Raw genomic sequence first — 23,030 nt, 5'->3', positions numbered from 1 at the left:
CCCGGACGTCATCAGCACATTCGGTGGCATCCCGTACATTCCCCACACTTCCCCGCGTGCGCGGCGTACGCACGGCCCGGCCCTGACCCGCCCGCGCCGGACCTGAGAGGGCGCATGAGCCAGACCCGACACGTCCCGGTGATGCTCCAGCGGTGCCTGGACCTGTTGGCCCCGGCCCTGCGGAGGCCCGGTGCGGTCGTCGTCGACTGCACCCTCGGCCTCGGCGGACACAGCGAGGCCCTGCTGACGCAGTTCCCCGAGGTACGACTGATCGCCCTGGACCGGGACAAGGAGGCGCTGCGCCTGTCCGGCGAGCGGCTCGCCCGGTTCGGTGACCGCGCCACGCTCGTCCACGCCGTCTACGACGAACTGCCCGCCGTCCTCGACCGCCTCGGCGTCCCGCGCGTCGACGGCGTCCTGTTCGACCTCGGCGTCTCCTCCATGCAGCTGGACGAGGCCGACCGCGGCTTCGCGTACGCCCAGGACGCCCCGCTCGACATGCGCATGGACCAGACGACCGGGATGAGCGCCGCGGAGGTCCTCAACACCTACCCGCCGGGCGAACTCGTGCGCATCCTGCGCGCCTATGGCGAGGAGAAGCAGGCCAAGCGGATCGTCTCCGCGATCGTGCGCGAGCGGGAGAAGGAGCCGTTCAGCAACAGCGCCCGCCTGGTCGAGCTCATCCGGGACGCGCTGCCGCAGGCCGCCAAGCGCACCGGCGGCAACCCGGCCAAGCGCACCTTCCAGGCACTGCGCATCGAGGTCAACGGGGAGCTGACCGTGCTGGAGCACGCCATTCCCGCTGCCGTCGCCGCGCTCCGCGTCGGCGGACGCATCGCGGTCCTGTCGTACCACTCCCTCGAGGACCGGCTGGTCAAGCAGGTCTTCGCGGCGGGCGCCGCCAACACCGCGCCCCCCGGGCTGCCCGTCGTCCCGGAGCAGTACCAGCCCCGGCTGAAGCTGCTCACCCGCGGCGCCGAGCTGCCCACCGACGAAGAGGTCGCCCAGAACCGCCGCGCGGCCCCCGCGCGTCTGCGGGCGGCGGAACGCATCCGCGAGGACATCGCGTGAGCGAGGCGCACAGGCGCGGGTGAGCGGCACACGCGGGTGAACGGCGGCACGGAAACGATGCGGAGGACACCTTGAGCACAGCGGCCAAGCAGGTGAAAGGGAGAGCCGCGCGGCTCGCGCGGCTGATGCCGTCGGGGCCGAGCACCGCCGCCCGCACCCCCTTCGTCCTGCTGGTCGTCCTGCTCCTGTCGGGCGGGCTGATCACCCTGCTGATGCTCAACTCCTCCCTGAGCCAGGGCTCCTTCGAGCTGAGCGAGCTGAAGAAGAAGACCACCGAGCTCACCGACCAGCAGCAGGCGCTCCAGCGGGACGTCGACAGTTACTCCGCACCCGACGCCCTCGAGCGCCGCGCCCGCGAACTGGGCATGGTCCCCGGCGGCAGCCCCGCCTTCCTCGGCCCGGACGGCAGGGTCCGGGGTGTCCCGGGCAAGGCCACCGCCCTGCCGTCGCCCGACCCGGAGCCGCAGCAGGTCACCGAGACGCCGGCCCCCTCCGCCACGCCGTCGGCGTCCCCCACCGCCGCGCCCCCGGTCCTCCCGGCGCCCTCCGCCCCGGCCGCGTCTTCGCCGGCCGCGTCGTCCCCCGCGCCGCAGTCGCAGCAAGGCACCCCCCAGGGGACCGGACCCGGCGCCGCCCCGTTCAGCACGTCCCCGCAGCCGATCCCGACGACCACCGGCAGGTGACGCAGTGCCCTCCCAGCAGCCCCCGCGGCGGCGTGTGCCGGGCCCCGCCCGGCGGCCCTCCGCGCCGCCCTCCGGCCGCCCGGCCCGGCGCCCCGCGTCCCGCGGCGCACGCCCGGCCCGGCGCCCCGCCCCGCGCACCATCACGCTGGGCAGCCCACGGCCCCGGCTCCGGCTGGTCAGCCTGGGCCTCACCCTCGTGATGCTGGCCTTCGTCGTACGGCTGCTCCAGGTGCAGGCCGTCGACGCCAGCGCGTACGCGGCCAAGGCGGAGAAGAACCGCTACTTCAGCTACACCCTCGCCGCCGAGCGCGGCGAGATCACCGACCGGGCCGGGATCGCGCTCGCCACCTCCGTCGACGCGCACGACATCACCGCCGACCCGAAGATGTTCACGCCCGAGGAGAGCAAGGCCACGGACGCGCCCGAACAGGCGGCCGCGCTGCTCGCCCCCATCCTCCAGGCCGACGCCACCACGCTCGCCAAGAGGCTCAAGAAGCCGGGGTCCCGCTACGCCGTACTGGCCCGCCGCCAGACCCCCCAGGTGTGGAACCAGATCAAGGACCTCAAGAGCGTCTACGCGCAGAAGGCAGCCGCCGACAAGCGCAGGGGCGGCCCCGGCGCCAATGTCCTGGCGGGTGTCTTCCAGGAGCCCAGCAGCAAGCGCGTGTACCCGAACGGCGATCTCGCCGCCGGGATACTGGGATATGTCAACGGTGAGGGCCGCGGCGGCGGCGGCATCGAGTCCATGCTCGACGAGGCGCTCGCCGGCAAGGACGGCACCGTCACCTACGCCCAGTCCGGCGGCCGGCGCGTCCCGACCGCCGGTTCCCGCGAGGTGCCCGCCGTCCCCGGCTCCGACATCGAGCTCACGATCGACCGGGACATCCAGTGGGCCGCCCAGAAGGCCATCGAGGACCAGGTCGGCAAGTCCAGGGCGGACCGCGGCTATGTGATCGTGCAGAACACCCGCACCGGCGAGATCCTCGCCATGGCCAACGCCCCCGGCTTCGACCCGAACGACCTCAGCCAGGCCAACGCCACTGCCATGGGCAACGCCGCGCTCCAGGACGCCTACGAGCCGGGCTCCACCGCCAAGGTCATGTCCATGGCCGCCGTGCTGGAGGAGAAGAAGGCCACCCCCGGCACCCACGTCGTCGTCCCCAACCGCCTGCACCGCGGCGACCGGCTCTTCAAGGACGACATCGACCACCCCACCTGGTACCTGACGCTCAACGGCGTCCTGGCCAAGTCCAGCAACATCGGCACCATCCTCGCGACCGGCCAGCTGGGGAGGACCCAGCGCGAGGCCAACGAGGTGCTGCACTCCTATCTGCGCAAGTTCGGCCTCGGCAGCACCAGCGGGCTCGGCTACCCGGGCGAGACCGCCGGCATCCTCGCCGCGCCGGCCGACTGGTCCACCTCGCAGCAGTACACGATCCCCTTCGGCCAGGGCCTGTCCATCAACGCGTTGCAGGCGGCGTCCGTCTACTCGACCATCGCCAACGGCGGCGTACGCATCGAGCCCACCCTCGTCCGCGGCACCAGGGGACCCGACGGGCACTTCACCGCGGCGCCCGAGCCCGGGAAGACCCGCGTGGTCAGCGCGAAGACCGCGAAGACGCTCGCCGCCATGCTCGAATCCGTCGTCGACGACGAGGAGGGCACCGGCACCAAGGCGCGCATCCCCGGATACCGCGTCGCAGGAAAGACAGGCACGGCCAACCGGGTCGACCCCCAACTCGGCCGCTACAAGGGCTACACCGCCTCCTTCGCCGGTTTCGCCCCCGCCGACAACCCGGAGGTGACCGTCTACTGCGCCATCCAGAACCCCACCCGGGGCAGCTACTTCGGCGGCCAGATCTGCGGGCCCGTCTACCAGAAGGTCATGGAGTTCGCGCTGAAGACCCTGCAGGTCGCGCCGACCGGCAAGGCACCCGCGCGGCTGCCCGTGACCTTCGACCCCGGCGAGTGACCTTCAGGGAGCCACCAGTGACAACGATCACCCCGCAACCCGGGAACCGAGCCGGGGACGCCCCCTCTTTTTCCCCCGGGCCGCCTGCGCCCGGTACGCTCACCGCCGTGCCACACGCTGATCAGTACCGAACCACCCAGCAGGACGACCCCGCGAAACACCCGGGAGCGCCCCGCCCCAAGCGGCCCCGCCCGACCGATCTCGGGGAACTGGCCGCCCGGCTGGGGGTGCAGACGCAGGCCCGGGCAGAGATCACCGGCATCACCCACGACTCGCGGGCGGTACGCCCCGGTGACGTGTACGCGGCCCTGCCCGGCGCCCGGTTCCACGGAGCCGACTTCGCGCCGCAGGCCGCCGACCTCGGGGCCGCCGCCATCCTCACCGACGAGGCGGGCGCCGAACGCGCCGCGGCCACCGGCCTGCCGGTCCTGGTCACCGACAACCCGCGCGGCCGGATGGGCGACCTCGCCGCCGACATCTACGGCCGGCCCGGCGAGCACCTGCTCCAGATCGGCATCACCGGCACCTCCGGCAAGACCACCACGGCCTACCTCGTCGAGGGCGGCCTGCGCGCGGCCGGCCGTGCCACGGGTCTGATCGGCACGGTCGAGATGCGCATCGGCGACGAGCGCATCAAGTCCGAGCGCACCACGCCCGAAGCCACCGACCTCCAGGCCCTGTTCGCCGTCATGCGCGAACGCGGCGTGGACTCGGTCGCCATGGAGGTCTCCAGCCACGCCCTCGTGCTCGGCCGGGTCGACGGCTGCGTCTTCGACGTCGCGGTCTTCAACAACCTCAGCCCCGAGCACATGGAGTTCCACTCCGGCATGGAGGACTACTTCCAGGCCAAGGCGCAGCTGTTCACGCCGCGCCGCAGCCGGGAAGGGGTCGTCAACCTCGACGACGAGTACGGCCGCAGGCTGGTCGAGGAGGCGACCGTGCCGGTCACCACCTTCTCCGCCGAGGGCCACCCGGACGCCGACTGGCGTGCCGAGGACGTCGACGTCACCGCGGTCGGCTCGACCTTCATCGCCGTCGGCCCCAAGGGCGAGCGGGTCCGCGCCGAGGCGCCGCTGCCCGGCCCGTTCAACGTCGCCAACACGCTCGCGGCGATCGTCACGCTCGCCGTGGCCGGAATCGAACCCCAGACCGCCGCCGACGGCATCGCCGCCGTGCCCGGCGTCCCCGGCCGGCTGGAGCGCGTCGACGCGGGCCAGCCGTACCTCGCCGTCGTCGACTACGCCCACAAGACCGACGCCGTCGAATCGGTCCTGCGCTCCCTGCGCAAGGTCACCCGGGGCCGGCTGCACGTCGTCCTCGGCTGCGGCGGCGACCGCGACATCACCAAGCGCGGACCGATGGGCGCCGCGGTCGCACGCCTGGCCGACACCGCCGTACTGACCTCCGACAACCCGCGCTCCGAGGACCCCCTCGCGATCCTCGCCGCCATGCTCGCCGGCGCCGCCGAGGTGCCGATCCACGAGCGCGGCGACGTCCTGGTCGAGGCCGACCGCGCCGCGGCGATCGCCGCCGCCGTCGCCCGCGCCCTGCCCGGCGACACCGTCCTCGTCGCCGGCAAGGGACACGAGCAGGGCCAGGACATCGCCGGAGTGATCCGCCCGTTCGACGACCGTCAGGTCCTGCGCGCGGCCATCCGGGCGCAGGGCGGTATCGCGCGCCCGGAGCACAGCGCCACCGAAAACGAGAACAGTCAGGGATGACCCAGTGATCGCCCTCTCCCTCGCCGAGATCGCCGAAATCGTCGGCGGGCAGTCGTACGACATACCGGATCCGGCCACCTTGGTGACCGGCTCCGTCGTCATCGACTCCCGGGCCGTGGAACCCGGCGGACTCTTCGCCGCCTTCCAGGGCGAGCACGCGGACGGCCACGACTACGCCGAGCGAGCGGTGGCCGCGGGTGCGGCAGCCGTCCTCGCCGCCCGGCCCGTAGGCGTACCCGCGATCGTCGTCGACGACGTCCAGACCGCGCTCGGCCGCCTCGCGCGCGCCGTCGTCGAACGCCTCGGCACCCACGTCGTCGCACTGACCGGCTCGGCCGGCAAGACCAGCACCAAGGACCTGATCGCCCAGGTGCTCCAGCGCAAGGCGCCCACGGTCTGGACCCCCGGCTCCCTCAACAACGAGATCGGCCTGCCCCTCACGGCCCTGACCGCCACCGAGGAGACCGAGCACCTCGTGCTCGAGATGGGTGCGCGCGGAATCGGCCACATCCGGTACCTCACCGGGCTCACCCCGCCGCGTATCGGCCTCGTCCTCAACGTGGGCACCGCGCACATCGGCGAGTTCGGCGGCCGCGAGCAGATCGCCCAGGCCAAGGGCGAACTCGTGGAGTCCCTGCCCGAGAACGGCGTCGCCGTGCTCAACGCCGACGACCCGCTGGTGCGCGCCATGGCGCCGCGCACCAGGGCCCGGGTGCTGCTCTTCGGCGAGGCCGCCGACGCCGCCGTACGCGCCGAGAATGTCCGGCTCACGGAGCACGGACAGCCCTCCTTCACGCTCCACACACCCACCGGGTGCAGTGACGTGACCATGCGGCTGTACGGTGAGCACCACGTGTCGAACGCGCTCGCCGCGGCCGCCGTCGCCCATGAGCTGGGCATGCCTGTGGACGAGATCGCCCTCGCGCTCTCCGAGGCGGGCACCCTCTCCCGCTGGCGGATGGAGGTCACCGAGCGTCCGGACGGCGTGACGGTCGTCAACGACGCCTACAACGCGAATCCCGAGTCCATGCGTGCCGCGCTTCGCGCACTGGCCGCCATGGGCGAAGCCGCACGGGCAAAGGGAGGCCGTACGTGGGCGGTGCTCGGGCAGATGGCCGAGCTCGGAGACGAGGCGCTCGCCGAGCACGACGCGGTCGGACGGCTCGCCGTCCGGCTCAATGTCGGCAAGCTCGTCGCGGTCGGGGGCAGGGAAGCGTCCTGGTTGCAACTGGGCGCATACAACGAGGGTTCGTGGGGTGAGGAGTCGGTGCACGTGTCCGACGCGCAGGCGGCGGTCGACCTGTTGCGCAAAGAGTTGCGCCCGGGAGACGTCGTGCTGGTGAAGGCTTCCAGGTCGGTCGGTCTGGAGCGGATCGCACAGGCTCTGCTCGAGGGCTTCGACAGCTTCGAGGGTGAGGGTGCCGTCCGATGAGGCAGATCCTGTTCGCGGGAGCCATCGGTCTCTTCCTGACTCTGATCGGGACCCCGCTGCTGATCAAGCTGCTGGCCCGCAAGGGATACGGGCAGTTCATCCGCGACGACGGCCCCCGTACGCACGGCAGCAAGAAGGGCACGCCCACCATGGGCGGCATCTCCTTCATCCTGGCCACGCTCATCGCGTACGCGCTCGCCAAGGTCATCACCGGTGAGGACCCGACCTTCTCGGGTGTCCTGGTGCTCTTCCTGATGGCCGGCATGGGCCTCGTCGGCTTCCTCGACGACTACATCAAGATCGTCAAGCAGCGGTCGCTCGGCCTGCGCGCCAAGGCGAAGATGGCCGGGCAGCTGATCGTCGGCATCGCCTTCGCGGTGCTGTCCCTGCAGTTCGCCGACAAGCGCGGCAACACCCCGGCCTCCACCAAGCTGTCGTTCATCACCGACTTCGGCTGGTCGATCGGCCCGGTGCTGTTCGTCGTCTGGGCGCTGTTCATGATTCTCGCCATGTCCAACGGCGTGAACCTGACGGACGGCCTCGACGGCCTCGCCACGGGCGCCTCGGTGATGGTCTTCGGCGCGTACACCTTCATCGGCCTGTGGCAGTTCCAGGAGTCCTGCGCCAACGCGGAGACCCTGACCAACCCCAACGCCTGTTTCGAGGTACGAGATCCACTCGACCTCGCGGTCGTGGCCTCCGCCCTCATGGGAGCCTGCTTCGGCTTCCTGTGGTGGAACACCTCGCCCGCCAAGATCTTCATGGGCGACACCGGATCGCTCGCGCTCGGCGGCGCGCTCGCGGGTCTGGCGATCTGCTCCCGCACCGAGTTCCTGCTCGCGCTCCTCGGCGGACTGTTCGTCCTCATCACCATGTCCGTGGTGATCCAGGTCGGTTCGTTCCGGATGACCGGCAAGCGGGTCTTCCGCATGGCGCCCCTCCAGCACCACTTCGAACTCAAGGGGTGGTCCGAAGTCCTTGTGGTGGTCCGCTTCTGGATCATTCAGGGCATGTGCGTCATCGTGGGACTGGGCCTCTTCTACGCGGGATGGGCAGCCGACAAGTGAGCGACTGGCAGGGCAGGAACATCACCGTCGCCGGTCTCGGCGTGAGCGGCATCAGCGCCGCCCGCGCCCTGGCCGGCCTCGGCGCGGCCGTCACCGTCGTGGACGGCGGCGACAGCGACGCACTCCGTGCGCGCGCCGCGGAGCTGGCCGAGCTGGGCGTCGCGGTGCGCCTCGGCGACGCCGAGACACTGCCCGAGGGCACCGACCTGGTGGTCACCTCGCCCGGCTGGAAGCCCTCCAGTCCCCTCTTCGAGGCGGCGGCCAAGGCGGGCGTCGACGTCGTCGGCGACGTCGAGATCGCCTGGCGGCTGCGCGGCCCCGACGCGGCGCCGTGGCTCGCCGTCACCGGCACCAACGGCAAGACGACCACGACGCGGATGCTCGCCTCGATCCTTCTCGCCGCAGGTCTGCGGACCGCCGCCATCGGGAACATCGGCACGCCGATCATCGACGTCGTGCTCGGCGACGAGCCCTACGACGTGCTCGCCGTCGAACTCTCCAGCTACCAGCTCCACTGGGCGCCCTCGCTGCGCGCCCACTCCGCCGCCGTCCTCAACCTCGCGCCGGACCACCTCGACTGGCACGGCTCCATGGAGGCCTACGCCGCCGACAAGGGCCGCATCTACGAGGGCAACACGGTCGCCTGCGTCTACAACGCCGCCGACCCCGCGACCGAGGACCTGGTGCGCGAGGCGGACGTGGAGGAGGGCTGCCGCGCCATCGGCTTCACGCTGGGCACACCGGGGCCGTCCCAACTCGGCGTCGTGGAAGGCATCCTGGTTGACCGCGCCTTCGTCGAGAACCGGCAGAAGCAGGCACAGGAACTCGCCGAGGTCTCCGACGTCGACCCGCCGGCGCCGCACAACATCGCCAACGCACTGGCGGCCGCGGCACTCGCCCGCGCCTTCGGCGTGCCCCCGGCGGCCGTACGCGACGGCCTGCGCGCCTTCCGCCCCGACGCGCACCGCATCGAGCACGTGGCGGATGTCGCGGGCGTCGCGTACGTCGACGACTCCAAGGCCACCAACACCCATGCCGCCGGGGCGTCTCTGGCCGCGTACGAGCCGATCGTGTGGATCGCGGGGGGACTTGCGAAGGGCGCGACGTTCGACGAGCTGGTCGCGGGGGCGGCGGCTCGTCTCCGCGGTGTCGTGCTGATGGGCGCCGACCGTGCCCTGATCCGTGAGGCCCTCGCGCGACACGCGCCCGAGGTCCCGGTCGTCGACCTCGACCGGACCGACACTGGGGCGATGTCCGCGGCGGTGGCGGAGGCGGCCTCGCTCGCCCGGCCCGGCGACACGGTCCTGCTGGCCCCCGCCTGCGCCTCGATGGACATGTTCACCAACTACAACAAGCGAGGCGAGGCCTTCGCGGAAGCGGTCCGCGCACTCGCCGCCGAGCACGGCTGACAGCCGCCAGGTCCGGCTGCCGCCGGGCACGACTGGAGGGGACAGCGACGATGCCGCCCAGCACGACCGGGGCCGTGCCCCCGACTCCGCCGCCCGCCCCGGGACCCACGGGCCCCGCCCGTCCGGGTGCACAGGGTTGTGCCGTGGTTCCACAGGGTGACGAAGGTCGGCCTCGGGCCGCAGCCGGCGGTGGCGTGGCCCACGCCCCCACTGTCCCGGCCCCGCAGGGCACCGCTCGCCGCTTCGCCGGCATGTGGCGGGCCGCCTCGTGGCACCTGGGGACAGGGTTCCTCATCGGGCCCGCACCCGCCGGCCCCGCTGCCCTCGGCGGGCACGTTGCCCTTCGCAGCCGCACGCGGGCGGCCGACATGCCGCGGCCCAGCGCGCTCTGGGGCGGGAGCACCCGCGCCCCCAAGGTGCCCGGCGGCGGCGGACCCCGCGGCCCCCGGCGGCTGTACGAGCAGGCGCGGCGGGCCTGGGACCGGCCCCTCACCGCGTACTACCTCATCCTCGGCAGCAGCCTGCTGGTCACCGTGCTCGGCCTCGTCATGGTCTACTCCGCGTCCATGATCCAGGCGCTGGAGTACTCCCTCCCCGCCTCGTACTTCTTCCGCAAGCAGTTCGTCGCCGCCCTCATCGGCGCGGGGCTGCTGTTCCTCGCCTCCCGCATGCCCGTCAAGCTCCACCGGGCCCTGTCCTACCCCCTGCTCCTGGCCGCCGTGTTCCTGATGGTCCTCGTGCAGGTCCCCGGGATAGGGCATGCGGTCAACGGCAACCAGAACTGGATCTACCTCGGCGGGCCCTTCCAGCTCCAGCCCAGCGAGTTCGGCAAGCTCGCGCTCATCCTCTGGGGCGCCGACCTGCTCGCCCGCAAGCAGGACAAGCGGCTGCTGACCCAGTGGAAGCACCTGCTCGTCCCGCTCGTCCCCGTCGCGTTCCTGCTCCTCGGCCTCATCATGCTCGGCGGCGACATGGGGACGGCGATCATCCTCACCGCCATCCTGTTCGGCCTGCTGTGGCTGGCAGGGGCTCCCACGCGCCTGTTCGCCGGTGTGCTCGGCATCGCCGTGTTCGTCGGTCTGCTGCTGATCAGGACCAACGAGAACCGCATGTCGCGGCTCGAGTGCATGGGCGCCACCGACCTCGGACCCAAAGGCGAGTGCTGGCAGGCCGTGCACGGCATCTATGCTCTTGCCTCCGGCGGATGGTTCGGTTCCGGACTGGGTGCAAGTGTGGAAAAATGGGGCCAACTGCCCGAACCGCACACCGACTTCATCTTCGCCGTCGCCGGGGAGGAACTGGGTCTGGCGGGGACGCTGTCGGTGCTCGCGTTGTTCGCGGCTCTAGGCTATGCGGGTATCCGCGTTGCCGGACGCACGGAGGACCCCTTCGTGAGGTACGCAGCGGGAGGTGTGACCACGTGGATCACGGCCCAGGCCGTGGTCAACATCGGTGCGGTGCTCGGTCTGCTGCCGATCGCCGGCGTCCCGCTCCCGCTGTTCTCCTACGGCGGGTCGGCCCTGCTGCCGACGATGTTCGCCGTCGGGCTCCTGATCGCCTTCGCGCGACAGGATCCCGCCGCGAAAGCGGCCCTGGCCACGCGGAGGCCCGGGGTGAGATGGAAGTCGATGAGACGGCGCGTCAAGAAGCGTCCGTCCGGAGAGCGGTGAATTTCGGTGCATGTCGTACTCGCCGGCGGGGGGACCGCCGGCCACATCGAGCCCGCGCTCGCCCTCGCGGACGCCCTGCGCAGGCAGGACCCGACCGTGGGGATCACGGCCCTCGGCACGGAGCGCGGACTTGAGACCAGGCTCGTCCCCGAGCGGGGATACGAGCTGGCGCTCATCCCTGCCGTACCGCTGCCGCGCAAGCCCACCCCTGAGCTGATCACCGTCCCCGGACGGCTGCGCGGCACCATCAAGGCCGCCGAGCAGATCCTGGAGCGCACCAAGGCCGACTGCGTCGTCGGCTTCGGCGGCTACGTCGCCCTGCCCGGCTACCTCGCGGCCAAGCGCCTCGGCGTGCCGATCGTGGTCCACGAGGCCAACGCCCGTCCCGGCCTTGCCAACAAGATCGGCTCGCGGTACGCCGCGGGCGTGGCCGTCGCCACCCCCGACAGCAAGCTGCGCAACTCCCGCTACATCGGCATCCCGCTGCGCCACTCCATCGCGACGCTCGACCGGGCCCGGGTGCGCCCCGAGGCCCGGGCCGCCTTCGGTCTCGACCCCAACCTGCCGACGCTGCTGGTGTCCGGCGGCTCGCAGGGCGCCCGGCGCCTCAACGAGGTCATCCAGCAGATCGCTCCGGTGCTCCAGCGCTCGGGCATCCAGATCCTGCACGCGGTCGGTCCCAAGAACGAACTGCCGCGCGTGGACAACATGCCCGGGATGCCGCCCTATGTGCCGGTACCGTACGTGGACCGGATGGATCTCGCGTACGCCGCGGCCGACATGATGCTCTGCCGCGCGGGCGCGATGACCGTCGCCGAACTCTCCGCCGTGGGCCTGCCCGCCGCGTACGTCCCGCTGCCGATCGGCAACGGCGAACAGCGGCTGAACGCCCAGCCGGTGGTGAAGGCGGGCGGTGGACTGCTGGTCGACGACGCCGAGCTGACCCCCGAGTGGGTCCAGGGCAACGTCCTTCCGGTGCTCGCCGATCCGCACCGGCTCTACGAGATGTCGCGCGCGGCCGCCGAGTTCGGCCGCCGGGACGCCGACGACCTCCTCGTCGGCATGGTGTACGAGGCGATTGCTGCACGCCGCCAGGCGTGAGAAGGCAGGGAGCGTGGCCGGACCGACCACCGCCGAGCGCGGTGCACGAAACCCCCGTGACGGATCCGCCGGGTCCGACGGACCGGTCCGCCCGCCCCGCCCGGACGACGGCGCCGGCCGCCTGCGCAGGCCGGGCCCGCGCGCCCTGGCCGTCGCCGTCGCCGCCGTCCTCCTCGTCGCGGGAGCGATCTGGGTCCTCTACGGCTCGAAGTGGCTGCGCGCCGAGCATGTGAGGACCACGGGCACGGACGTGCTCACACCCCAGCAGGTGGAGGAGGCGGCGGCGGTGCCGATCGGCGCCCCGCTCATCGCGGTCGACACCGACGCCATCGAGGCGCGGCTGCGCCGGCTGCTGCCCCGTATCGACTCGGTTGACGTCGTGCGGTCGTGGCCGCACGGCATCGTTCTGAAGGTGACCGAGCGCCGACCGGTCCTGGTACTCGAAAAGGGCGGGAAGTACATCGAAGTGGACGCCGAGAGCGTCCGGTTCGCCACCGTCGACACCGCCCCGAAGGGCGTTCCGCGACTGGAGTTGACAACGTCCGCCTCCCCGAGCCTGAAGCGTTTCGGCGCCGACCGGTTGCTCGCGGAGGCCGTACGGGTCCGGGGCGATCTGCCCGATCGTGTCGCCCGCGACCTGACCACCGTCGAGGTGCGGTCGTACGATCACATCTCCCTTGAGCTGAAGGGCGATCGCACGGTGGTGTGGGGCAGCGGCGAGGAGGGCGAGGCGAAGGCTCGCACACTCGCGGCGCTGATGAAAGCAGCCCCCACCGCACGGCACTTCGACGTGAGCGCCCCCACCGCCCCTGCGGTATCGGGGAGTTGACGCACATATGCCCAGGCCAGCACCCTGGTTGGTCATGGCTGTGCGTGATCACATAGGGTGAAAAGAAAAACGGGAGGTTCGGCGTGTTCGTTGAACGTGCGCCACTTGTCGACTTAGTGTCCTGTTCGGAAGAGTCAAGGGAACAGACACACTGGTAACCCTAAACTTCACCGTTAGGGTTCGGGTCGGCAGTCAGGCTGGTCGAGCCGTCCCCATTCGACATCAGTCGTCGCAGCGCAGCCCCGCGAGGCGGCGACACGTAAATCGAGGCGAGAGGCCTTCGACGTGGCAGCACCGCAGAACTACCTCGCAGTCATCAAGGTCATCGGTGTCGGCGGCGGTGGTGTCAATGCCATCAACCGAATGATCGAGGTCGGTCTCAAGGGCGTCGAGTTCATCGCGATCAATACGGACGCGCAAGCGCTGTTGATGAGCGACGCCGACGTCAAGCTGGACGTGGGCCGTGAACTCACCCGAGGCCTCGGCGCCGGAGCCAACCCGGCAGTCGGTCGCAAGGCGGCAGAGGACCACCGCGAGGAGATCGAGGAGGTCCTCAAGGGGGCCGACATGGTCTTCGTCACCGCAGGAGAGGGCGGTGGCACCGGCACCGGCGGCGCACCCGTCGTCGCCAACATCGCCCGCTCGCTGGGTGCTCTGACCATCGGCGTCGTCACCCGCCCCTTCACGTTCGAGGGCCGCAGGCGCGCGAACCAGGCGGAGGACGGCATCGCCGAGCTCCGCGAAGAGGTCGACACCCTCATCGTCATCCCCAACGACCGGCTGCTGTCCATCTCGGACCGCCAGGTCAGTGTCCTCGACGCCTTCAAGTCCGCGGACCAGGTGCTGCTGTCGGGTGTCCAGGGCATCACCGACCTCATCACCACGCCCGGCCTGATCAACCTCGACTTCGCCGACGTCAAGTCCGTGATGTCGGAGGCGGGATCCGCGCTCATGGGCATCGGCTCGGCCCGCGGCGACGACCGCGCGGTGGCCGCGGCCGAGATGGCGATCTCCTCGCCGCTGCTGGAGGCGTCCATCGACGGCGCCCGCGGCGTACTGCTGTCCATCTCCGGCGGCAGCGACCTCGGTCTCTTCGAGATCAACGAGGCCGCCCAGCTGGTGAGCGAGGCCGCCCACCCCGAGGCGAACATCATCTTCGGTGCGGTCATCGACGACGCCCTCGGCGACGAGGTCCGCGTGACCGTCATCGCGGCCGGCTTCGACGGCGGCCAGCCCCCGGCCCGCCGGGAGAACGTGATCGGCTCGGCGTCCGCCAAGCGCGAGGAGCCCGCCGCCCCGCAGCGCTCGGAGAGCTCGCGCCCGGCGAGCGGCCTCGGCACCGTGCCCGTACGCGAGGAGCCCCAGGTCCCCGCGGAGCCGGTCCCGGCGCACGACCTGACCCCGCCGGCCAACTCGCCGCAGGTTCCCTCGGCCCGTCCGTACGACACCCAGGCCGAAGAGCTGGATGTTCCGGACTTCCTGAAGTGACAGTGCAGCACGACGCGATAGACGAGAGCGGCGCGCACTTCGCCTTCACCGACAGGTGGGGTGGGGTGAGCGCCGTTCCGTACGAGGAGCTCAACCTCGGCGGCGCGGTCGGTGACGACCCCGAGGCCGTGCGGACCAACCGCGCGATCGCCGCCCGGGCGCTCGGACTCGACCCGGCCGGGGTCGTCTGGATGAACCAGGTCCACGGCAGGGAGGTGGCCGTGGTCGACGGACCGTGGGGGGACGCGGAGATCCCTGCCCCTGGGCATGGCGGCCCGGGAGGTGTCCCCAAGGTGGACGGTGTGGTCACCACCCGGCGCGGACTCGCCCTCGCGGTGCTCACCGCCGACTGCACCCCCGTTCTGCTGGCCGACCCCGTCGCGGGCGTCGTGGGCGCGGCCCACGCGGGCCGGCCCGGAACGGTCGCGGGCATCGTCCCCGCGACCGTCGGGGCGATGGTCTCGCTCGGCGCCGAACCGGAACGGATCATCGCCCGCACCGGACCTGCCGTTTGCGGTCGCTGCTACGAAGTACCCGAGCAGATGCGAGCGGAAGTGGCCGAAGCGGAACCCGCCGCCTGGTCCGAGACGAGCTGGGGCACCCCGGCCGTCGACGTCACCGCCGCGGTGCACGCCCAACTGACCGCACTCGGTGTGAAGGACCTGCGCGGCTCGGCGGTCTGCACGCTGGAGTCGCGCGACCACTACTCGTACCGCCGTGACCGGACCACCGGACGGCTCGCCGGATACGTCTGGCTCGAGGGCCGGGAAGAAGAGGACCGGGAACAGGCATGACGGACCGCAGAACCGAACTCGCCGCGAATCTGGCGAAGGTTGAGGAACGGATCGCCGCCGCCTGCGCGGCCGCCGGCCGCGAGCGGGAGGAGGTGACCCTCATCGTGGTCACCAAGACCTATCCGGCCAGTGATGTTCGCCTCCTTCACGAACTGGGTGTGCGTCATGTGGCGGAGAACCGCGACCAGGACGCGGCACCGAAGGCCGCCGCGTGTGCGGACTTGAATCTCCACTGGCACTTCGTGGGTCAGTTGCAGACCAACAAGGTCCGTTCTGTCGCGAGTTATGCCGATGTCGTGCAGTCTGTCGACCGGCTCAAGCTCGTTTCCGCGCTGTCGGCGGCCGCCGTGCGCGCCGAGCGGGAACTCGGCTGCCTCGTGCAGGTGGCGCTGGACGCCGAGTCGGGCAAGCAGGGGGCCAGGGGCGGCGTCGCGCCGGACGGTATCGAGGAGTTGGCGGCGGCGATCGCGGACTCACCAGGACTGCGGCTCGGCGGACTGATGACCGTCGCGCCGCTCGCCGGACCGTACGCGGGACGGCAACAGGCGGCGTTCGAGCGGCTGATGGAATTCTCATCCCGCCTGCGCGTGGCTCATCCGGCTGCGAACATGGTGTCAGCAGGGATGAGTGCGGACCTCGAACAGGCCGTGGCGGCCGGAGCGACACATGTGCGCGTCGGTACCGCGGTACTCGGAGTCCGACCCAGGCTCGGGTAACGTCGCGAAGCAAGTCGGACCACAGTAGAAAATATGGTCATTCCCGCCCATAGCGGGCAGACCGAGTGGATCGCGGGCACTTGGTGACGAATGCCGATCCACCACAGAGCGGAGGACTCAGAGAATGGCCGGCGCGATGCGCAAGATGGCGGTCTACCTCGGCCTCGTGGAGGACGATGGGTACGACGGCCGGGGTTTTGACCCCGATGACGACTTCGAACCCGAGCCGGAGCCGGAGCGGGAGCACCGGCGGCACCAGCCCCCGCACCAGGTCGAGCGGGAGGAGCCGGTCCGGGTGGCGGCGCCGCCCGCCCAGCGCGAGCCGGCCCCGCTGCCCGTCGAGAGCGGGCGCCCGGCGCGCATCGCGCCCGTGGCATCCATCACACCTGAACGCCCGAGCCTGGAGAAGAACGCACCGGTGATCATGCCCAAGGTCGTGTCCGAGCGGGAGCCCTACCGCATCACCACACTGCACCCACGGACCTACAACGAGGCCCGTACCATCGGGGAACACTTCCGTGAGGGCACCCCCGTGATCATGAATCTCACGGAGATGGACGAGACCGACGCGAAGCGACTTGTCGACTTTGCCGCGGGTCTCGTGTTCGGTCTGCATGGCAGCATTGAGAGGGTGACGCAGAAGGTGTTCCTGTTGTCTCCTGCTAACGTCGATGTCACGGCGGAGGACAAGGCCCGCATCGCAGAGGGCGGATTCTTCAACCAGAGCTGAGAACGACACCGGGAACGACCCGGCCGCACGGCCGGCTGAGATGGGATCCAGGGGAGAGGGAAGCGCGGGATGAGCGTCGCACTACAGGTGGTCTACATCGCTCTGATGTGCTTCCTTGTCGTCCTGATCTTCCGGCTTGTCATGGACTACGTCTTCCAGTTCGCCCGTTCATGGCAACCCGGTAAGGCGATGGTGGTCGTTCTGGAGGCCACCTACACTGTCACCGATCCACCGCTCAAGCTTCTGCGGCGGTTCATCCCGCCGTTGCGTCTCGGGGGCGTGGCACTCGACCTGTCCTTCTTCGTTCTGATGATCATCGTCTACATCCTGATCTCCATCGTTCGTGGAGTGGGGAACTCGATGTGAGCGATACGGTCCTGCCGACTGCCGACGACTACGTAGAGGTGAAGAAGAGATGCCGCTGACCCCCGAGGACGTGCGGAACAAGCAGTTCACGACCGTCCGCCTCCGAGAAGGCTATGACGAGGACGAGGTCGATGCCTTCCTCGACGAGGTCGAGGCCGAACTGACCCGCCTGCTCCGCGAGAACGAGGACCTGCGCGCCAAGCTGGCCGCGGCGACCCGTGCGGCGGCGCAGAACCAGCAGCAGCAGGGGATGCGCAAGCAGCAGGAGCCGCAGGACGGCCGCGGTCCCGGCGCGCCCGTGCCCGCCGCCATATCCGGACCCCCGGTCCAGCAGCAGCCCCCGCAGATGGGTCCGCCCCAGCTGCCCGGTGGTGCGCCGCAGCTGCCGGCCGGTCCGAGCCACGGAGGCCCGCAGGGTCCCGGAGGCCCCATGGGCCCCGGACCGATGCAGGGCGCTCCCATGGGTGGCCCGATGGGCGGCCCCATGGGCGGTCACGGTGGTCCGCAGGGCGGCCCGATGGGTCAGGGTCCCGGCGGCGACAGCGCCGCGCGCGTGCTCTCGCTGGCCCAGCAGACCGCCGACCAGGCGATCGCCGAGGCGCGTTCCGAGGCCAACAAGATCGTCGGCGAGGCGCGTTCGCGCGCCGAGGGCCTCGAGCGCGACGCCCGGGCCAAGGCCGACGCCCTTGAGCGGGACGCCCAGGAGAAGCACCGCGTCGCGATGGGCTCGCTGGAGTCCGCGCGCGCCACGCTGGAGCGCAAGGTCGAGGACCTGCGGGGCTTCGAGCGCGAGTACCGCACGCGTCTGAAGTCGTACCTGGAGAGCCAGCTGCGTCAGCTGGAGACCCAGTCCGACGACTCGCTGGCGCCGCCGCGCACTCCGGCTGCCGCGTCGCTGCCGCCGTCCCCGGCGCCGTCCATGGCTCCGGCGGGTGCGAGCGCGCCGTCCTACGGTGGCAACCAGACGATGGGCGGCCACGGTCCTTCGCCGTCGGGCCCGTCGTACGGCGGTCAGCAGCAGATGTCGCCGGCGATGACCCAGCCGATGGCACCGGTGCGGCCGCAGGCGCCGCAGCCGATGCAGCAGGCGCCGTCGCCGATGCGGGGCTTCCTGATCGACGAGGACGACAACTGACGGGGTTGCGCGCCCAGCGCGCGTAGCCGTCGGCAGACTGCGGGGCCGGGCCCGGGGTGCACACGCACTCCGGGCCCGGCCTTTTGCGTGTCGGGCGGGGGTGCGCTGCGCGGTCCGGGGGCTCCGCCCCGGACCTCGGGCCCTGCGCCCTGGCGGGCGCGGGCTTTCGGAGGGCTCCGCCCCCGGACCCCCGCGCCTCGATCGCCGGCGGGGGTGTGCGCGGCGCGCTCGTTGGGGGCTCCGCCCCAAACCGCGCGCCTCAATCGCCGGCGGGGCTGATTTCGCGGAGCGAAGTCCAGCCCGTCTGGGGGCACTCCCCCACGCCTGGCGGGGTGGGAGGTACCCCACCCACGGCCGCCAGGCCGTAGGGGGAGTTTGAGGACACCGCGCGAAGCGCGGTACGGGGCACGGGGCTTGCCCCGGTTACGGGACGAGGGTCCCCCCTACGCCTGGCGGCGTGGGTGGGGGGCGGGGAGGGAAACGTCGACGGCCCGGCCACCCACCGTGGCCGGGCCGTCGAACGCGACGCGCTCCGCGCGCCCCCGCGCTACGCCTTCCGGAGGCGGAACGTCAGCGACAGGCCCTCGTCCTCGAAGGGCGAGCCGTACGACGCGTCCGCCTCCCCCTCCGCGAAGTCCGTCGCCAGCACCTCGTCCGCGATCAGCGACGCATGATCCGCCAGCGCCGACGCCACCTCGGCGTCCGTGGACGCCCACCGCAGTGCGATCCGGTCCGCGACGTCCAGGCCGCTGTTCTTGCGCGCCTCCTGGATCAGGCGGATCGCGTCACGCGCCAGGCCCGCCCGCCGCAGCTCCGGCGTGATCTCCAGGTCGAGGGCGACCGTCGCGCCCGAGTCGGACGCCACCGACCAGCCCTCCCGGGGGGTCTCCGTGATGATGACCTCCTCCGGGGACAGCGTGATCGTCTCGCCGCCCACCTCCAGCGTCGCCTCGCCCGAGCGCAGCGCCAGGGACAGCGCCGCCGCGTCCGCCGCGGCGACCGCCTTAGCCACGTCCTGCACGCCCTTGCCGAAGCGCTTGCCGAGCGCGCGGAAGTTCGCCTTTGCCGTGGTGTCGACGAGCGAGCCGCCGACCTCCGACAGCGACGCGAGCGAGGAGACGTTCAGCTCCTCGGTGATCTGGGCCTGGAGTTCCTCGGAGAGCGACGAGAAGCCGGCCGCCGCCACCAGCGCGCGGGACAGCGGCTGGCGGGTCTTCACCCCGGACTCGGCCCGCGTCGCGCGGCCCAGCTCGACCAGCCGGCGCACCAGCGCCATCTGGGACGACAGGGTCGGGTCGATGGCGTCCAGGTCGGCAGCCGGCCACGTGGACAGGTGCACCGACTCGGGGGCGTCCGGCGTGACGGGGACGATCAGGTCCTGCCACACCCGCTCGGTGATGAACGGCGTCAGCGGCGCCATCAGCCGGGTCACGGTCTCGACCACGTCGTGCAGCGTGCGCAGCGCGGCCTTGTCGCCCTGCCAGAAGCGGCGGCGCGACCGGCGCACGTACCAGTTCGACAGGTCGTCGACGAACGCGGAGAGCAGCTTGCCGGCGCGCTGGGTGTCGTACGCCTCCATGGCCTGGGTGACCTGGTCCACCAGCGCGTGCAGCTCGGACAGCAACCAGCGGTCCAGGACCGTGCGCTCGGCCGGGGCCGGGTCCGCCGCCGAGGGCGCCCAGTTCGACGTGCGGGCGTACAGCGCCTGGAAGGCGACCGTGTTCCAGTACGTCAGCAGCGTCTTGCGGACGACCTCCTGGATGGTGCCGTGGCCCACCCGTCGGGCCGCCCACGGCGAGCCGCCGGCCGCCATGAACCAGCGCACCGCGTCCGCGCCGTGCTGGTCCATCAGCGGGATGGGCTGCAGGATGTTGCCCAGGTGCTTGGACATCTTGCGGCCGTCCTCGGCCAGGATGTGGCCGAGGCACACCACGTTCTCGTACGACGACTTGTCGAAGACCAGGGTGCCGACGGCCATCAGCGTGTAGAACCACCCACGCGTCTGGTCGATCGCCTCCGAGATGAACTGCGCCGGGTAGCGCTTCTCGAAGATCTCCTTGTTCTTGTACGGGTAGCCCCACTGCGCGAACGGCATCGAGCCCGAGTCGTACCAGGCGTCGATCACCTCCGGCACGCGCGTCGCCGTCAGTCCGCAGCCGTCCTGCGGGCAGGCGAAGGTCACCTCGTCGATGAACGGGCGGTGCGGGTCCAGCGTCGACTGGTCGGTGCCGGTCAGCTCGGACAGCTCCGCCAGCGAGCCGACGCAGGTGAGGTGGTCGTCCTCGCAGCGCCAGATGGGCAGCGGCGTGCCCCAGTAGCGGTTGCGGGACAGCGCCCAGTCGATGTTGTTGTTGAGCCAGTCCCCGTACCGGCCCTGCTTGACGGAGTCCGGGAACCAGTTGGTCGCCTCGTTCTCCGCGAGCAGCCGGTCCTTGATCGCGGTGGTGCGGATGTACCAGGACGGCTGTGCGTAGTAGAGCAGCGCGGTGTGGCAGCGCCAGCAGTGCGGGTAGCTGTGCTCGTACGGGATGTGCCGGAAGAGCAGCCCGCGGGCCTCGAGGTCGGCGGTGAGCGCCTCGTCGGCCTTCTTGAAGAAGACGCCGCCTACCAGCGGGACGTCCTCCTCGAAGGTGCCGTCGGGGCGGACCGGGTTGACGACGGGCAGGCCGTAGGAGCGGCAGACCTTGAGGTCGTCCTCACCGAAGGCGGGGGACTGGTGGACCAGACCCGTACCGTCCTCGGTCGTGACGTAGTCGGCGTTGACGACGAAGTGCGCCTCCGCCGGGAACTCGACGAGCTGGAAGGGACGCTCGTACGTCCAGCGCTCCATCTCGGCGCCGGTGAACGTCTGTCCCGTGGCCTCCCAGCCCTCGCCGAGCGCCTTCTCCAGCAGCGGCTCGGCGACGACGAGCTTCTCCTCGCCGTTCGTCGCGACGACGTAGTGGACGGAGGGGTGCGCGGCGACCGCCGTGTTGGACACCAGCGTCCACGGGGTCGTCGTCCACACCAGCAGCGCGGCCTCGCCCGCGAGCGGGCCGGAGGTCAGCGGGAAGCGCACGAAGACCGACGGGTCGACGACCGTCTCGTAGCCCTGCGCCAGCTCGTGGTCGGACAGGCCCGTGCCGCAGCGCGGGCACCAGGGAGCGACACGGTGGTCCTGGACCAGCAGGCCCTTGCCGAAGATCTCCTTGAGCGACCACCACACCGACTGGACGTAGTCCGGGTCCATCGTGCGGTAGGGGTCGTCGAGGTCGGTCCAGTAACCCATACGGGTCGTGAGCTCTGCGAACGCGTCCGTGTGGCGGGTCACGGACTCGCGGCACCTGGCGTTGAACTCCGCGATGCCGTACGCCTCGATGTCCTGCTTGCCGGAGAAGCCGAGCTCCTTCTCGACGGCGAGCTCGACCGGCAGACCGTGGCAGTCCCAGCCGGCCTTGCGGGCGACGTGGTAGCCGCGCATGGTGCGGAAGCGGGGGAAGACGTCCTTGAAGACGCGGGCCTCGATGTGGTGGGCACCGGGCATGCCGTTGGCCGTGGGCGGGCCCTCGTAGAACACCCACTCGGGGCGGCCCTCGGACTGCTCCAGGCTTTTCGCGAAGATCTTGCTCTCGCGCCAGAAGTCGAGCACGGCGTGCTCGAGCGCGGGCAGGTCTACCTGAGCGGGCACCTGGCGGTACTGCGGCGGTGTCATCGTCTCCTCCGGCGGACTGTTCGTCGTTCCGTCGGAGGGACGAAAGCCGATGCTCGCGCGGCTTCCGCGGTACCACCCTCCTTGGCGGTGCACGGGTCACCGCCCCCTCATTGGGGTCGCGACGCCGGGTCTACTCGCCTTGCTGGCTTTCTTCCGGCGGCTCCGGGGTGATGTTTCACGTCGCGCTCGCCCCCGGGCTCTCACCGTCCCCGGGTCGCTCATGGCTGCGTACGCCGCTACTCGTCCCCATCCACGCCTTTCGCTCCGCCCAGTGTACGGGCCGGGGCGAGGGGCGGCCGACCGCTTTTCGCGGCGTCGCCGCCCGGTGGTGCGGTTGACCCGAATGGTCATACGGCCGTTTCCGCGCCCGGGCGTGGCACGGGGGCGGATTACGGGGCGGGGAGCTGGGCACAACGGATGCAGGCCCGGCTCCTCGCAGCCCGGGGCGGGCCCAACCGGCGGCGTGCCCCGTTGCCGCGGGGCTGGTGTCGATTTATCGTCCCAGCACGATTCGCGAGCAAGATCACAAAATGTGAAGGGGCCGCGGTGATGGTGGCGAAGAGGACCGTCGAGAAGACGGCGTCAGCACGTTCCGCCGCCACGTCCCGGACGGCGCGCTCGGGGCGCACGCCCCGGAAGACCCCCGCGGAACACGTCCCCGAGCCGGCGGCGGCCCGGCTCGGCCAGCCGGTCGACGCGACGCCGACCGCGCGCCGCAAGCCCTCGGGAGGCGGGGACACGGCCGAGGCCGCGGTGCGGAAGACGACCCGGAAGACTACGCGCGGCAGGACCGCCACGCCTGCGGAGCCGCCCACGCCCGCTACCCGGAAGGCGGCGACGCGCAAGGCCCCTGCCGAGGCTGCTGACACGTCCAAGGCGCCGGCCGAAGCCCCCACCGGGGGTCGTGGCGCGGCCGGGGAGCCTGCGCCCGCCAGGAAGGCGGCGAGCGGTAAGGCCGCCGGCCGGGGTGGTGGCGCGGCCGGGGAGCCTGCGCCCGCGAAGAAGGCGGCCAGGAAGGCGGCGACGGGTGAGGCCACCGCCGGGGGTCGTGGCGCGGCTGGGGAGCCTGCGCCCGCCAGGAAGGCGGCGAGCGGTAAGGCCGCCGGCCGGGGTGGTGGCGCGGCCGGGGAGCCTGCGCCCGCGAAGAAGGCGGCC

17 protein-coding genes and 1 pseudogene are annotated in these 23,030 nt (G+C 71.5%); 17 read left to right on the top strand and 1 reads right to left on the bottom strand.

The genetic code is table 11. From position 1 onward, the window contains the following. The first annotated feature begins 114 nt into the window (after positions 1 to 114). From rsmH to ACF08N_RS13270, 16 genes are all read left to right on the top strand, one after another. Positions 115 to 1,071 carry a 16S rRNA (cytosine(1402)-N(4))-methyltransferase RsmH gene (gene rsmH / locus ACF08N_RS13345; RefSeq protein WP_392324717.1) on the top strand — a complete coding sequence of 319 codons (957 nt, stop codon included), beginning with the start codon at positions 115 to 117 and terminating at the stop codon, positions 1,069 to 1,071. Positions 1,072 to 1,142: 71 nt separating this feature from the next. After that, entirely contained in the window at positions 1,143 to 1,754 is a 612-nt protein-coding gene (locus ACF08N_RS13340; RefSeq protein WP_392324716.1) for a septum formation initiator family protein, read from the top strand. Positions 1,755 to 1,758: 4 nt separating this feature from the next. Continuing rightward, positions 1,759 to 3,726 (top strand): peptidoglycan D,D-transpeptidase FtsI family protein, encoded by a 1,968-nt coding sequence (locus ACF08N_RS13335; RefSeq protein ID WP_392324715.1) that lies wholly within the window; start codon positions 1,759 to 1,761, stop codon positions 3,724 to 3,726. A 17-nt stretch (positions 3,727 to 3,743) separates the two neighbouring features. After that, positions 3,744 to 5,447: a UDP-N-acetylmuramoyl-L-alanyl-D-glutamate--2,6-diaminopimelate ligase gene (locus tag ACF08N_RS13330; protein WP_392324714.1), complete on the top strand. Its 1,704-nt coding sequence runs from the start codon at positions 3,744 to 3,746 to the stop codon at positions 5,445 to 5,447. A gap of 4 nt (positions 5,448 to 5,451) precedes the next feature. Further along, complete coding sequence (gene murF / locus ACF08N_RS13325; protein WP_392324713.1) at positions 5,452 to 6,879, top strand: UDP-N-acetylmuramoyl-tripeptide--D-alanyl-D-alanine ligase; 1,428 nt, start codon at positions 5,452 to 5,454, stop codon at positions 6,877 to 6,879. Continuing rightward, positions 6,876 to 7,946, top strand: a complete 1,071-nt coding sequence (gene mraY, locus ACF08N_RS13320; RefSeq protein WP_307715951.1) for a phospho-N-acetylmuramoyl-pentapeptide-transferase — start codon at positions 6,876 to 6,878, stop codon at positions 7,944 to 7,946. Before murF ends, mraY begins: the two co-directional genes overlap by 4 nt. Further along, entirely contained in the window at positions 7,928 to 9,355 is a 1,428-nt protein-coding gene (gene murD / locus ACF08N_RS13315; protein WP_392324712.1) for a UDP-N-acetylmuramoyl-L-alanine--D-glutamate ligase, read from the top strand. The genes mraY and murD overlap by 19 nt, the downstream gene beginning before the upstream one ends. Positions 9,356 to 9,723: 368 nt before the next feature. Further along, positions 9,724 to 11,025 (top strand): putative lipid II flippase FtsW, encoded by a 1,302-nt coding sequence (gene ftsW / locus ACF08N_RS13310; protein WP_392324711.1) that lies wholly within the window; start codon positions 9,724 to 9,726, stop codon positions 11,023 to 11,025. Positions 11,026 to 11,031: 6 nt separating this feature from the next. After that, positions 11,032 to 12,126: an undecaprenyldiphospho-muramoylpentapeptide beta-N-acetylglucosaminyltransferase gene (gene murG / locus ACF08N_RS13305; RefSeq protein ID WP_392324710.1), complete on the top strand. Its 1,095-nt coding sequence runs from the start codon at positions 11,032 to 11,034 to the stop codon at positions 12,124 to 12,126. Between the two features lie 13 nt (positions 12,127 to 12,139). Then, on the top strand, positions 12,140 to 12,955 hold the full coding sequence (locus ACF08N_RS13300) for a cell division protein FtsQ/DivIB (RefSeq protein WP_392324709.1): 816 nt from the start codon (positions 12,140 to 12,142) through the stop codon (positions 12,953 to 12,955). Between the two features lie 285 nt (positions 12,956 to 13,240). Continuing rightward, a complete protein-coding gene (gene ftsZ, locus ACF08N_RS13295; RefSeq protein WP_392324708.1) occupies positions 13,241 to 14,443 on the top strand; it encodes a cell division protein FtsZ in 1,203 nt (400 codons plus the stop codon). Beyond that, positions 14,440 to 15,237 (top strand): peptidoglycan editing factor PgeF, encoded by a 798-nt coding sequence (gene pgeF, locus ACF08N_RS13290; RefSeq protein ID WP_392324707.1) that lies wholly within the window; start codon positions 14,440 to 14,442, stop codon positions 15,235 to 15,237. Before ftsZ ends, pgeF begins: the two co-directional genes overlap by 4 nt. Then, positions 15,234 to 15,953 carry a YggS family pyridoxal phosphate-dependent enzyme gene (locus tag ACF08N_RS13285; RefSeq protein WP_392324706.1) on the top strand — a complete coding sequence of 240 codons (720 nt, stop codon included), beginning with the start codon at positions 15,234 to 15,236 and terminating at the stop codon, positions 15,951 to 15,953. The genes pgeF and ACF08N_RS13285 overlap by 4 nt, the downstream gene beginning before the upstream one ends. A 124-nt stretch (positions 15,954 to 16,077) precedes the next feature. Then, entirely contained in the window at positions 16,078 to 16,683 is a 606-nt protein-coding gene (locus ACF08N_RS13280; protein WP_392324705.1) for a cell division protein SepF, read from the top strand. A 69-nt stretch (positions 16,684 to 16,752) separates the two neighbouring features. Continuing rightward, positions 16,753 to 17,049, top strand: a complete 297-nt coding sequence (locus ACF08N_RS13275) for a YggT family protein (RefSeq protein ID WP_177148724.1) — start codon at positions 16,753 to 16,755, stop codon at positions 17,047 to 17,049. A 49-nt stretch (positions 17,050 to 17,098) separates the two neighbouring features. After that, positions 17,099 to 18,184, top strand: coding sequence for a DivIVA domain-containing protein (locus ACF08N_RS13270; protein ID WP_392324704.1), 1,086 nt, complete (start codon positions 17,099 to 17,101; stop codon positions 18,182 to 18,184). Positions 18,185 to 18,731: 547 nt separating this feature from the next. Here ACF08N_RS13270 and ileS read toward each other — a convergent pair. Next, positions 18,732 to 21,875, bottom strand: a complete 3,144-nt coding sequence (gene ileS / locus ACF08N_RS13265) for an isoleucine--tRNA ligase (protein WP_392324703.1) — start codon at positions 21,873 to 21,875, stop codon at positions 18,732 to 18,734. A 549-nt stretch (positions 21,876 to 22,424) separates the two neighbouring features. On the opposite strand from ileS, the pseudogene ACF08N_RS13260 reads away from it, so the two are divergent. Further along, positions 22,425 to 23,030: pseudogene (locus tag ACF08N_RS13260) on the top strand (hypothetical protein); the annotation flags it as partial.

It is taken from the genome of Streptomyces sp. NPDC015127 (genome assembly GCF_043080095.1).
Classification (GTDB): Bacteria; Actinomycetota; Actinomycetes; order Streptomycetales; family Streptomycetaceae; genus Streptomyces.
The sequence above is the reverse complement of the archived record's forward strand: the minus strand, read 5'-3'. Positions and strand labels throughout refer to the sequence as shown.

Excerpts from the sequence above, each read along its gene's own strand:
- ACF08N_RS13270 (WP_392324704.1), top strand. The coding sequence starts at position 17,099 with ATGCCGCTGACCCCCGAGGACGTGCGGAACAAGCAGTTCACGACCGTC.
- rsmH (WP_392324717.1), top strand. The coding sequence starts at position 115 with ATGAGCCAGACCCGACACGTCCCGGTGATGCTCCAGCGGTGCCTGGAC.
- ACF08N_RS13275 (WP_177148724.1), top strand. The coding sequence starts at position 16,753 with ATGAGCGTCGCACTACAGGTGGTCTACATCGCTCTGATGTGCTTCCTT.
- ftsW (WP_392324711.1), top strand. The coding sequence starts at position 9,724 with ATGCCGCGGCCCAGCGCGCTCTGGGGCGGGAGCACCCGCGCCCCCAAG.
- ACF08N_RS13280 (WP_392324705.1), top strand. The coding sequence starts at position 16,078 with ATGGCCGGCGCGATGCGCAAGATGGCGGTCTACCTCGGCCTCGTGGAG.
- murD (WP_392324712.1), top strand. The coding sequence starts at position 7,928 with ATGGGCAGCCGACAAGTGAGCGACTGGCAGGGCAGGAACATCACCGTC.
- ACF08N_RS13285 (WP_392324706.1), top strand. The coding sequence starts at position 15,234 with ATGACGGACCGCAGAACCGAACTCGCCGCGAATCTGGCGAAGGTTGAG.
- ileS (WP_392324703.1), bottom strand. The coding sequence starts at position 21,875 with ATGACACCGCCGCAGTACCGCCAGGTGCCCGCTCAGGTAGACCTGCCC.
- mraY (WP_307715951.1), top strand. The coding sequence starts at position 6,876 with ATGAGGCAGATCCTGTTCGCGGGAGCCATCGGTCTCTTCCTGACTCTG.